Raw genomic sequence first — 12,186 nt, 5'->3', positions numbered from 1 at the left:
CCGCACCACCCGGCGGCGGTCGGCCGCCGGGCGGCGTCAGAGCAGGCCGCGTTCGCTGACGCGCTGGCCGAGCTGGAACCGGCTCTGCGCGTCGAACTGCTCCATCAGGTCGGTGATCATCCGGCGCTCGGTGCGCAGCGAGATGCCGAGCCGGCGGGCGGCGGCCTCGTCGGTGAGACCGGCGGACAGGAGGCGGAGCAGTTCGCGCTGCTGCGGGGTGATCTCGCCGGCCGGCGTGACCGGCGCGGCGCCGAGCAGCTCGGACTGCTCCCAGACCTGGTCGAAGAGCGCGCACAGCCCGGCGAGGGCCCCGGGTTCGCGGATCACCGCGACGCCCTTGGTCACGTCGTCGGGGTCGAGGGGCACCATCGCGATCTCGCGGTCGACGATCTGCATCCGCATCGGCAGGACGCCGATGGTGCGGGTCTCGCCGCCGTGCGCGGCCAGCCAGTTGGCGTGGTCGACGCTGCCCGGGTCGTTGCGGATGCTGCTGAGGTAGATGGTCTTCACCTTGACGCCGCGGTCGAGCAGCGCCTGGGTGATGGGGCGGCTGGCCTCGCGGTTCTCCGGGGTCTGCTTCCCGCCGGGGGCGAAGGCCATGGTCTCGCGGCAGGCCCGGGCGCCCAGCTCCTCCAGGCGGGAGCGGATCTCGTCGAGGCCGGTCAGGTGCTCGATGCCGCCGGCGCCCTCCTCGGGACGCAGCATGGAGTACTCGGCCACCAGCCCGGCGATCGCGGCCCGGCTGGACTCGACCTCGTGCTGCTTGCGCGCGATCTCGGCCTGCCGGCGGGCGATGAGGGCCTCGAAGGCCACCTTGGGGCTGACCGTGCGCATGGCGCCGCCGTCGTCCCAGGACGGCCTGATCAGCTCCTGGTCGGCCAGTTCGTCCATCGCCGCGCGGACGGCCGTCTCGTCCCAGCCGAGCGCCTCGGCGATCCGGAGCACGCCCCAGTCGGGCTGACCCAGCATGAGGCGGTAGACCGCCTCGGCCTGGTGCGTGAGGCCCAGTGTGGTGAGCATTCGATCGGCCCCCCTGGCCATGAGACGAGCGGTGCGGCCACGGGGTCCGCTTCCCGTGGCCGTGGTGCCGGACGTCGCCCACAACCACAAACGGGCAGGTCCGGGGGTCAGAAAATACCACCGCCCCGGAGAGCCCAGACACCCGCCGATCAGCAGGAATCCACCTCCGCCACCCGGAGGAGCGCACGGGCCGGACGGCGGGGCGCGCCCAGACCGCAACTGACCGCCATGGAACGGGATTCGTCACACATATCCGGACGTTCGGGCTGGCACAGGCACGCCATGGCAGGAACGTGCCGACGCAAGCCCGCCCATCGGCGCGCCGCTTCCTCCATCGTGGCTGAGTGCATGTCGTTCACTTCGCCCTGACCCGCCCCCGCGAAGCCCCGATGCCGGCCGAGGGCGCGGTGGCCACCGCCTTACGCACCGCCGCCGATCTCCACGACGGTCCTGAACACGTCCGGGTCCACGGCTCGCGCGCGGGTGCCCGCGGCGTGATGTTCGTGATCGCGCCGAGCCCGGACATCGCCCGCGCCCTGTGCCTGATCGTCTGCGTCCAGGCCATCGCCAGAACCCCGCAGTTGGAGGGGTGGTTCGTTCACGTCTACCCGTCGTGACCGCCCCTGGCACGATCCGGCCGGAACCGCTGACACAGATATGCCAGCGACAGATTGTGTCACCGGAGAGCCGGGACAACCGGCTTCCGGGCCCGGCAGAATCGAACTCGCCGAGGCACCCCGGGCAGCAGGACGAACCACTGCCCCGTCCGGCGAATCCACCCCAAGCCACCGGGCATCCCCATGCCCGAAAGGAGCCCTCATGTCCGCCAAGTCCCGCCTCGTCTCCGTCCTCGCCGCCGCCACCGTCGTCCTCGGCGCCGCCGCCGGACTCGCCGACCTCGCCGGGAACACCGCCGCCGACCGGAGCGCCACCGCGGTCGCCGCCGACCAGGCCCCGGCCGCCGGTGCCGCCGGCCCCACCACCGCCGCCGCCGCCGGCACCGGCCACGGCACCGCGAGCACCGAGGACATGGGCTGGCAGTGGTGAACCGGCGCCGGCCCGCCCGGCACCGCAGTCCGGCCCGACCGGGTACGTCCCGTCCCTGACCCCGGCCCAGCCCTCCCCGGCCAAGCCCCCCGGACCCCGACCCCGCACCAGTTCCCTCGACTGCGTCCGAGCCACCACCCGACGGTCCAGGCTCGGCGGAGGCTGCCATGACCACTCCACCCCTTCCGACCACCTGCCCGGACGACCTCGGCTTCGAACTGCTGGGTGAGGTCCGCGGCTGGCGCGGCGGCGTCGAACTCCCGCTCGGAGCCCCCCGCCAACGCGCCCTGCTCGCCGCCCTGCTGCTGCGCGCCGGCTCCCCCGTCGGCCGCGACCACCTGATCGACGGCATCTGGGGCGACGCCACCGTGACGGACGGCGCCAACCTGGTACAGGCGTACATCTCCAAGCTGCGCAGACTCTTCGAGCCCGACCGGGCGCCGCGCACCTCCGGCGGCCTCCTCACCAGGGTCGGCGCCTCCTACCGGCTCTCCATCGCTCCCCGGCAGTACGACCTCGGCCGGTTCGAGCAGTCGGTGGCGGACGCCCGTTCGCTGCGGTCGGCCGGGCAGCCCGACGCAGCCGAACGGACCCTGTCCACCGCCCTGGCCTCCTGGAAGGGCCCCGCGCTCACCGGCGTCAGCGGCCCGCTGCTCGACGTCGAACGCGCCCGGCTCGCCGAGCTGCGGCTCGCGGTGGTCGAGGAGCACGCCGAACTCGCGCTCCAACTCGGCGGCCACGCGTGGCTGGTGCCCCACCTGCTCGTCCTCACCACCGAGCACCCGTACCGCGAACGGCTCTGGGCCCTGCTCATGATCGCGCTCTACCGGGGCTGCCGGCAGGCCGACGCCCTGGCCGCCTACCAGCGCGCCCGGCACACCCTGATGGAGAACCTCGGCCTGCTGCCGGGGCCGGAACTGCGCGGCATCGAGGAGGCGATCCTCGCCGGACGCCCGGACCCGCTCGTCCGGGCCCGCCCCGACGACACCGCTCACCTCACCCGACCCGTCCCCGCCCGGCCGGCCGACGCCGACCCGCGCTTCGACACCCCGGCCGCGTACCGCCACGAGCCGGCCCCCGGACGACCGCACCTGGCCCTGGTCGGCCGGACGCCCGCCCCGGCGCCCGCGCCCGGCGCGACTCCGCACGGCCCCTGGAGCGGCGGACCGGCCCGACTGGCCCGCTGAGCCTCCTGCCGCCCACCGCATCACCGCTGTTGCCGCACCGCCGTTCCGCCGTTCCGCCGTTCCGCCGGCAGTCGTGCGCATCCTGCTCGGCTTCTCCGTGCCCGTCGCGCGCCCCGTCCCCGGCGCCGCGCTCCGCCGCTCTCCCCCTGCTCGTTCCCCGCCGCCGCGCCCGCGCCTTCCCGCGCGCGCGGCGGCACTTGCCATGGCCGGACCCCGTCGAGACAAGGAAGCACCGCCCCGTGACAGTCCACACCGACACCACCCCGCCGGACGATCCGCGTCCGGCCGCCGAGCCCCGGCCGGCGGCGGACTCCGCCGAACCCGGCACCGCCCCGGCCGCCGTCGCCGTCGCGGACCCCGGGCCCGAGCCCGCGCCGCCCCCCCGGCGCCGCCGCGTGCTGCGCATCGCCAGGCGCACCGCCGCCGTCCTCACCGCCCTGGTCCTGGTGGCCGCCGGCAGCCTGGCCGGCTACGCGTACTGGACGGTCCAGCGCTCGATGCCGAAGCTGTCCGGCAGCACCACCGTGCAGGGGCTGCACGGCGAGGCCCGGATCGTCCGCGACGCCTCCGGCATCCCGCAGATCTACGCCGACACCGCCCACGACCTGTTCCTCGCCGAGGGCTACGCCCAGGCGCAGGACCGGTTCTGGCAGATGGACGTCCAACGGCACGTCACCGCCGGACGGCTCGCGGAGATGTTCGGCCCCGGCGAGGTGCAGACCGACAAGGTGGCGCGCACCTTCGGCTGGTACCGGGTGGCCGAGCAGGAGGTGACGATGCTGTCGCCGCAGACCCAGGAGTACCTGCGGGCCTTCGCCGACGGCGTCAACGCCTACCTGGCGAAGCACGAGGGCGCCGAGCTGTCGGTGGAGTACCCCGTGCTCGGTTTCGTCGCCGACGACTACCGCCCCGAGCAGTGGACGCCGGCCGACTCGGTCTCCTGGCTGAAGACCATGGCCTGGAACCTGAACACCGGCATGATCGACCAGTTCGAGCACGCGATGCTGCCCGCCGACCTGCCGGAGGGTGCCACCGACGACCTCTTCCCGCCCTACGACTACCAGCGCTGGACGCCGATCGTCCCCGACCGGGCCGGCACGGCCACGCCGGCGGCCGACCCGACCGCCGCCCCTGCCGCCCCCACCGCTCCCCCCGTCCCCACCGCTCCCCCCGTCCCCGCCGCGGCCTCGGCCGCGCTCGCCGACAGCGCGGAGGTGCGCACCGTCCTGGCCGCCGTCCTCGGCCCCCAGGGCACCGGCATCGGCTCCAACTCCTGGGTGGTGGCGGGCAGTCGCACCACCACCGGCAAGCCGCTGCTGGAGAACGACCCCCACCTGACGCCCTCGCTGCCCGGCATCTGGTACCAGGTCGGCCTGCACTGCAACCGGATCGGCCCGGACTGCGGGTACGACGTCAGCGGCTTCACCTTCGCCGGCATGCCCGGCGTGGTGATCGGCCACAACGCCGACATCGCCTGGGGCTTCACCGACCTCGGCGCCGCCGACTCCGACCTGTTCGTGGAGCGGGTCAGCGGCTCCGGCTACGAGCACGAGGGGCAGCAGCTGCCGCTGACCGTCCGCCAGGAGACCATCAAGGTGGCGGGCGGGCGCCCGGTCGACCTGACCGTCCGCTCGACCCTGCACGGCCCGCTGATCTCGGACGTCCTCAAGTCCGCCGACGAGGTCGCCGACCACGGCCGGGTACCGGACGTCCCGCCGCACGGCGAGCAGGACGGCTACGCGGTGGCCATGCAGTGGACCGCGCTCGACCCCGCCCCCACCCTCGACGCCCTCTTCGCCCTGGACCGGGCCAAGGACTGGAACGACTTCCGCGCCGCCGCCGCGGCCTTCGCCTCCCCCGTGCAGAACATGATCTACGCGGACACGGCCGGCAACATCGGCTACCAGACCCCCGGCCGGATCCCGGTCCGCAAGGCCGGCGACGCCCGGCGCCCCGTCCCGGGTTGGACCGGCACCTACGACTGGACCGGCTACCTGCCCTTCGACCAGCTACCCACCAGCTTCAACCCGCCGGAGGGCTACATCGTCACCGCCAACAACGCGGTCGTCGGCCCGGACTACCCGCACCTGATCGGCAGCGACTGGGGCACCGGCCACCGCAGCCGGCGGATCGCCGAACTGATCGAGCAGGCCGGCAAGCTGGACGTCGCGGCGATGGAGCGGATCACCCAGGACACCTGGAACGGCAACGCCGCCACCCTGGCGCCCGCCCTGCTCCGGGTCCAGGTCGACGCCCGGGCCGAGCCCGCCCAGGCCCTGCTGCGCGACTGGGACTACACCCAGGGCGCCGACTCGGCACCGGCCGCCTACTTCAACGCGGTCTGGCGCGAACTGCTGAAGGAGGCGTTCACCGACCGGCTCAGCCAGGCCGGGGTCAAGAGCTACGCCTACCCGGACGGCGGCGGCCACTGGTTCGACGTCGTCCGCGGCCTCCTCGACAAGCCCGACAGCCTCTGGTGGACGAGCACCACCGACCCCTCCGTCCACGGCCGCGACGCGATGCTCCGCCGGGCGATGGAGCAGGCGGCCACCGACCTGCGCAAGCGGCTCGGCGACGATCCGCGGAAGTGGCGCTGGGGCGCCCTGCACACCCTGACGCTGGAGAGCCCCACCCTGGGCACCGCCGGCCCGGCCCCCCTCCAGTGGCTGCTGAACGCCGACCCGATCGGCGTCGGCGGCGGCACCGACACCGTCCTGGCCAACGGCTGGGACCCGCGCAAGGGGTTCGAGGTGATCTGGGTCCCCTCGATGCGGATGGTGGTGGACCTCGGGGACTTCGAGCGCTCCCGCTGGATCAACCTGACCGGCGCCTCCGGCCACGCCACCGCGGACACCTACACGGACCAGACCGCGCTCTGGGCCCGGGGCGACAGCCTCGCCTGGCCCTACGGGGCGGCAGCCGTGGACGCGGCCGCCCACGACCGCCTGCGCCTCACCCCCTGACCGCCCGCGCACGGTCCCGCCCGGTGCCCGGTTCCCGCCCACGCGGGGCCGGGCACCGGCGTGCCACGGCGCCCGCAGCGGAGCCGGAGCGGAGCCGGAGCGGAGCCGCGGTGCTACCGGAGCGCGGCGCGGCCGGCCTTCAGTGGGCGTTCAGTCGCCCGCCCGTGGGCGGTCAGCGGCCCCGCCCCGGCCGGTCAGCCGGCCGCCCGCGCCCCGTCAGCCCGCCGCCCGCGGGCCGTCAGCCGGGCACCAGCGCCGCACCGACCGGGCGCCAGTGGACGGCAACCGCGCGACAGGCGGCGAACGGCAGCATCGTCACCGACAGTCGCCCCGGCAGAGCGCTGCCACGGGGCCGGAGATCGGAGAGACATGCGCTGGGAGCAGGTGTACCTGGCCGGCACGGGTGTCTGGCTGGCCGACCGCGCGGACGCCGCGGCGGCGGTCGCGGACGGCCGCTACGACGCCGAGGAGCACGCCGTCAACCGGATCGACTCGGTCAGCGCGGCCACCGCCGGCGGGCCGGACGACCTGGCCGCACCGCAGATGGCGGTCCGGGCGGCCCGCACCGCACTGCGCCGGGCGGGCCGCTCGGCGGACCTGGTCGGCACCGTCCTGCACAGCTACCTGTGGTTCCAGGGCGCCGAGTTGTGGCCGTCCGCCGCGTACGTGGCGCAGCACACCGTCGGCCCGGCGGTGCCCGCCTTCGAGCTGCTGCAGCAGTGCAACGCCGGGCTGTCGGGGATCGAGCTGGCGGCCCGGCAGCTCCGGGCCCGCGAACCCGGCCGGGACGAGGCCGTGCTGCTGACCACCGCCGACCGCTTCGCACCGCCGGCCTTCGACCGCTGGCGCGCCGAACGGGGCATGGTCTACGGCGACGGGGGCACCGCGCTGGTGCTGAGCTCCTGCCCCGAGAACGCCGTCGGACGCCTGCTCTCCACCGTGACCAGGGTGGACAACTCGCTGGAGGGGCTCCCCCGGGGCACCGGGTTCCGCCCGGGCCCGGACGCGGCGGACCGCCCGGTGGACCTGGGGGCCCGGACCGAGGAGCACTTCCGCGAGCACCGCAACATGCGGGCCGCGACACTGCGCACCGCCGAGGTGGCGGCGGAGTCCGTCCGGACCGCGCTGGCCGAGGCCGACACCCCGGTCGAGCGCATCGCCCGGGTGGTCCTCAACGCGACCGGGCACCAGCGGATGAGCTGGCAGCTGGAACGGCTGGGCATCGACGAGAAGCGCTCCACCTGGGAGTTCTGCCGCGAGGTGGGCCACCTGGGCGCGGGGGACCACGTCGCCGGCCTGAACGAGCTGCTGGAGACCGGCGAACTGGACGGCGGCGACCGGGTGCTGCTGGTCGGCGGCGGCACCGGCTACAGCTGCACCAGCGCGGTGGTCGAGATCACCGATCCCTCGGGCTGGTGCGCATGAGCGCCGCGGCAGCGGCGGAGCGGCCGCACCCCGCCGCCACCACGCACCCGACGGCCCCCTGGGCCGGGGCCGGTCCGGACGGCGACGGCGACGGCGCCCTCGTCGTCGACCTGCTGGACGCCACCGCCACCGCCCGCCCCGGCGCGCCGGCCGTCCGGGACGCCGACGGCGCCTGGAGCTACGCCGAACTCGCCCGCGCCAGCCGGACGGTGGCCTGCCGGCTGCGCGGGCCCGGCGGCGTCCGGCCGGGCGACCGGGTGGTCCTGCGGCTCGGCAACCGGCGGGAGTTCGCCGCGCTGTACTACGGCGTGCTGCGCGCCGGAGCCGTCGCGGTGCCGCTGAACCCGGAGATGAAGCCCTTCGTGCTGCGCGGCGTGCTGGCGGACGCCGCGCCCGCCGTCGTGGTGCTCGGCGCCTCCGAGGAGCTCCCGGTCCACGAGGCGGTCACCGCCTGCGGCGCCCGGTCGGCCACGCCCGCCGAGCTGCTCACGGACGACGGGCCGCAGCAGGACGGGCCGCAGCACGACCGGCCGCGGCAGGACGGGCCGGAGCACGACGGCCCCGCACCGGCCGACCGGCCGTCCGCCGACGACGTCGCCCAGCTGATCTACACCTCGGGCAGCACCTCCGCGCCCAAGGGCGTGGTCTGCACCCACCGCCAGGTGGTCTTCGCCGCCCGCGCGATCGCCCGCCGCCTCGCCTACCGGCCCGAGGACGTGGTGCTCACCGCGCTGCCGCTCTCCTTCGACTACGGCCTCTACCAGCTCCTGCTGGCCGCGATCGGCGGCTCCGAACTGGTGCTGGCCGACGCCTCCGCTCCGGTGCGGACACTGACCGCCCTGCGCGCGTGCCGGGCCACCGTGGTGCCGGTGGTGCCCTCGCTGGCCGAGATGCTGTGCCGGCTGGCGGCCCGCGGCACGCCGCCGGAGCACGTCCGGCTGTTCACCAACACCGGTGCGGCGCTGGCCGGTTCGACCATCGAGGCGCTGCGGTCCGGCTTCCCGGGCGCGGCCGTGGTGGCGATGTACGGCATCACCGAGTGCAAGCGGGTGACGATCGCGGAGCCGGACGCCGACCGCGAGCGCCCCGGCTCGGTGGGCCGGGCCCTGGACGGCACCACCGTCGAGGTGCTCGACCACCGGGGCCGTCCGCTGCCGCCGGGCGAGGTCGGCGAGATCGCCGTCAGCGGCCCGCACGTGATGGCCGGGTACTGGAACGCGCCCGAACTGACCGCCGGACGCTACCGACCCGACCCGCGCACCGGACGGACCCGGCTCCACACCGGCGACCACGGCCGGCTGGACGAGGACGGCCACCTCTACTTCGCCGGCCGCCTCGACGACCAGTTCAAGCGGCGGGGCGTACGGATGGGGACCCCGGAGATCGAGGCCGCCGCCCTGGACGTCCCGGGCGTCCGGGCCGCCGCCGCGCTGCCGCCCCGCGACGGGCTCGACCTGCGCCTGGTCGTCACCGGCGAGGAGGGGCTGACGGCCCGCCGGGTGATCGAGGGCCTGGAGCAGCGGCTGGAGCCGGCCAAGGTGCCCGCCGTCTGCCGGATCCTCGACCGGATGCCGCTCACGCCCAACGGCAAGATCGACCGGAAGGCGCTGGACACCGATGCGCACTGACCACTCCCCCGCCGCCTCCGCCGCCGGCACCGGCACCGGCCCGACGGCCACCGGCCCGGCCGCCGAGGACGTCCTGGCGGCCGCGCTGGTGCGCCGCTACGGCAGCCCGCTGTACGTCTACGACCTGGACCGGGTCACCCGGGCCGCCGAGGACCTGCGGGCGGCGCTGCCCGAGCGGTCCCGCCTCTACTACTCACTCAAGGCCAACCCGCACCCCGAGCTGGTCCGCACCCTGCGCACGGCCGGGTGCGCTCCGGAGATCTGCTCGACCGGCGAGCTCGACGCCGCGCTGGCCGCCGGCTTCGACGGGGCCGACTGCCTCTACGGCGGCCCGGGCAAGACCGCCGAGGAGCTGCGCGAGGCCCTGGCCGCCGGGGTGCGCACCTTCTCCGTGGAGTCGCCGGCCGACCTGCGCCGGGTCGGTGCCGAGGCCCGGGCCCTGGGGGCGACCGCGCGCTGCCTGCTGCGGATCAACGGCACCGGGGCGGGCGCGGGCGTCGGCCTGCGGATGACCGGCGGCGCCTCCCAGTTCGGCCACGACATCACCGACGGTCTGCCGGACCTCGCCGAACTCACCGTGGACGGCGCCGAGTTGTGCGGCCTGCACTTCTTCCCGCTGACCAACGCCGCCGATCCGCAGGGGCTGCTGGCCGAGGCGGTGGCCTCGATCCGCACCGCCGCCGCGCTGGAGGCCCACTGGGGACTGCCGCTGCGGATGCTCGACCTCGGCGGCGGCTTCGCCTGCCCGTACGCGGCCCCGGGCGAACGGCCGCTCTACCACGGGCTGCGCGAGCCGCTGACGGCCGCGCTCGACGAGCACCTTCCCGGCTGGCGGGAGCGGCTGGAGCTCGCCTTCGAGTCCGGCCGGTACCTGGTGGGCGACAGCGGCCGGCTGATCTGCACCGTCACCGAGGTGAAGGAGAGCCGGGGCACCACGTACGGCGTGCTGGACAGCGGGATCAACCACCTCGGCGGGCTCTCCGGAGTCGGCCGGCTGCCCTCGCTGCGCGCCGAACCGCTGCGCCTCGCCGAGCCGGAGGCCGTACCCGCGCCCGGCCCCGGCGGTGAACCCGGCGGCGGTGGCGAACCCGGCCCCGCCGCCGCGACCCGCCGGGTGGCGCTGGTCGGACCGCTCTGCACACCGGCCGACGTGATCAGCCGGGCCGCCGAGGCCGTCCCGCCACGGGCGGGCGCGCTGCTGGCCGTGCCCAACGTCGGCGCGTACGGCGCCACCGCGAGCCTGCTCGGCTTCCTCAGCCGCCCCGCCCCGGCCGAGGTCACCGTCCGGGACGGCCGGGTGGTCGGTGCCGACCGCCTCGCCCTCCGGCGCGAACCGCTGCCCGTCCCCGGGACGGTCCCGGCCCACGGCGGCGCCACCGGCCGTACCCACCCCACCGACCTCACCGACCCCACCGACCACCACCGCGACCCCGCCGGTCGCCCCGCGAGGAGTTGAACACCATGACCACGCCCGCCCCCTGGGACGAGCGGTACGAGACCGTCCTGACCGACCTGCTGCCCCGGCTCGCCGAGGAGCGCCCGCTCGCCGCCGACCTGCGCCTGCGCACCGCCGGGCTCGACTCGATGGCCACCGTCGAACTGCTGGTGCGGCTCGAGGAGGCCTACGGGATCGCCATTCCCGACGAGGAGTTGGACCCGGAGGCCTTCGAGAACGTCGGCAGCCTGTGGGCCGTGGTCGCCGCCCAGCTGGACGCCGCCGCCCGCCCCTGACCTCCACCGGGGGCCGGTGCGACCGCCCCCGACCGCTTCGAGAAAGGCTGGTACCCGTGCCGGTTTCACCGGACATCGAGATCTCGGCACCGGACGTGGTGCTGACCGGGGCCGAGAGAGCCGCGACCGAGCAGGTCGCCGCGCTCCTCTGCGCGCCGGAGTCCCTGGTCGACGAGCCCGCCTGGGTGGGCGCGGCACGCGACCACTGGGAGGACCTGCCCGCCCGGCTGCGCCGCGCCCTGCGCGCCTTCCGGCGCGACCCGGGGCCCGGCGGGGCGCTGCTGGTGCGCGGACTGCCCGTCACCGGGCCCGCGCTCGGCCGCACCCCGCTGACCCGGGGGTCGGTGCAACGCACCGCCACCGTGCCGGCCGCGGTGCTGATGCTCGCCGCGTGCGGGCTCGGCGACCCGGCCGCCTTCCTCCCCGAGAAGACCGGCGCGCTGGTCCAGGACGTCGTCCCGGTGCCCGGGCAGGAGGAGTTCCAGGGCAACGCGGGCTCGGTGCTGCTCACGTTCCACAACGAGAACGCCTTCCACCCGCACCGCCCGGACTTCGTCATGCTGCTCTGCCTGCGCGCCGACCCGGGCGGCGTGGCCGGGCTGCGCACCTCCTGCGTGCGCGAGGTGCTGCCGCTGCTGGACGAGCGGACCAGGACGGACCTGCGGCGGCCGGAGTTCCGCACCGCGCCGCCGCCCTCCTTCGGCGCCGCCGACGGCCCCGCCGAGCCGCACCCGGTGCTCGGCGGCGCGCCCGAGGACCCGGACCTGCGGGTCGACATGGCCGCCACCGAGCCCCTGACCGAACGGGCCGCGGCCGCACTGGCCGAGCTCCAGCGGCTCTTCGAGCGCACCGCCCGGACCGTCCGGCTGGAACCCGGTGACCTCGCCGTCGTCGACAACCGGATCACCGTGCACGGGCGCACCGCGTTCAGCCCGCGCTTCGACGGCAGCGACCGGTGGCTCCAGCGCACCTTCGTCCTCGCCGACCTGCGCCGCTCGCGCGCCCACCGGGCGGACGACGGCTACGTCCTGGCGGACCCGGCCGAACCGGAGGCCTGAGCCCCGCCGCACCACCCCCGCGTCCCCGCGCACCCCCACGGCCCGGCCGACCGCGGACCCTCCCTCCTCGATCTGGGCCTTCCCCGTGCGCTGGGCAGCCCGTGTGTAGCGGTTGGCCGAGGTTTCC

Annotated in this window: 10 protein-coding genes; 9 read left to right on the top strand and 1 reads right to left on the bottom strand. The window is 75.8% G+C overall.

Annotated elements, in window-relative coordinates:
• Nucleotides 1–36: 36 nt before the first annotated feature.
• Nucleotides 37–1,020, bottom strand: coding sequence for a helix-turn-helix transcriptional regulator (locus tag ACWD4P_RS28030; protein ID WP_359830271.1), 984 nt, complete (start codon nucleotides 1,018–1,020; stop codon nucleotides 37–39).
• Nucleotides 1,021–1,364: 344 nt separating this feature from the next.
• Between ACWD4P_RS28030 and ACWD4P_RS28025 the strand changes: the two genes are divergently transcribed.
• The 9 genes from ACWD4P_RS28025 (at nucleotide 1,365) to ACWD4P_RS27985 (ending at nucleotide 12,059) form a co-directional block, all read left to right on the top strand.
• Nucleotides 1,365–1,637: a hypothetical protein gene (locus ACWD4P_RS28025; protein WP_359830273.1), complete on the top strand. Its 273-nt coding sequence runs from the start codon at nucleotides 1,365–1,367 to the stop codon at nucleotides 1,635–1,637.
• Nucleotides 1,638–1,839: 202 nt separating this feature from the next.
• The gene (locus tag ACWD4P_RS28020; RefSeq protein WP_449781523.1) at nucleotides 1,840–2,067 is read left to right on the top strand and encodes a hypothetical protein; all 228 of its coding nucleotides are present in this window, start codon (nucleotides 1,840–1,842) and stop codon (nucleotides 2,065–2,067) included.
• Between the two features lie 167 nt (nucleotides 2,068–2,234).
• A complete protein-coding gene (locus ACWD4P_RS28015) occupies nucleotides 2,235–3,254 on the top strand; it encodes an AfsR/SARP family transcriptional regulator (RefSeq protein ID WP_449781522.1) in 1,020 nt (339 codons plus the stop codon).
• Nucleotides 3,255–3,493: 239 nt separating this feature from the next.
• The gene (locus tag ACWD4P_RS28010; RefSeq protein ID WP_449781521.1) at nucleotides 3,494–6,217 is read left to right on the top strand and encodes a penicillin acylase family protein; all 2,724 of its coding nucleotides are present in this window, start codon (nucleotides 3,494–3,496) and stop codon (nucleotides 6,215–6,217) included.
• Nucleotides 6,218–6,586: 369 nt separating this feature from the next.
• On the top strand, nucleotides 6,587–7,642 hold the full coding sequence (locus ACWD4P_RS28005) for a ketoacyl-ACP synthase III family protein (RefSeq protein WP_359830683.1): 1,056 nt from the start codon (nucleotides 6,587–6,589) through the stop codon (nucleotides 7,640–7,642).
• Complete coding sequence (locus ACWD4P_RS28000) at nucleotides 7,639–9,270, top strand: class I adenylate-forming enzyme family protein (protein ID WP_449781520.1); 1,632 nt, start codon at nucleotides 7,639–7,641, stop codon at nucleotides 9,268–9,270. The genes ACWD4P_RS28005 and ACWD4P_RS28000 overlap by 4 nt, the downstream gene beginning before the upstream one ends.
• The gene (locus ACWD4P_RS27995) at nucleotides 9,260–10,726 is read left to right on the top strand and encodes a type III PLP-dependent enzyme (RefSeq protein ID WP_449781519.1); all 1,467 of its coding nucleotides are present in this window, start codon (nucleotides 9,260–9,262) and stop codon (nucleotides 10,724–10,726) included. Before ACWD4P_RS28000 ends, ACWD4P_RS27995 begins: the two co-directional genes overlap by 11 nt.
• A gap of 5 nt (nucleotides 10,727–10,731) precedes the next feature.
• The gene (locus ACWD4P_RS27990; RefSeq protein WP_359831178.1) at nucleotides 10,732–11,001 is read left to right on the top strand and encodes a phosphopantetheine-binding protein; all 270 of its coding nucleotides are present in this window, start codon (nucleotides 10,732–10,734) and stop codon (nucleotides 10,999–11,001) included.
• Between the two features lie 56 nt (nucleotides 11,002–11,057).
• Nucleotides 11,058–12,059 carry a TauD/TfdA family dioxygenase gene (locus ACWD4P_RS27985; RefSeq protein ID WP_449781518.1) on the top strand — a complete coding sequence of 334 codons (1,002 nt, stop codon included), beginning with the start codon at nucleotides 11,058–11,060 and terminating at the stop codon, nucleotides 12,057–12,059.
• The last annotated feature ends 127 nt before the right edge of the window (nucleotides 12,060–12,186 follow it).

The sequence above is a fragment of the Kitasatospora sp. NPDC002543 genome (assembly GCF_053594915.1).
The sequence above is the reverse complement of the archived record's forward strand: the minus strand, read 5'-3'. Positions and strand labels throughout refer to the sequence as shown.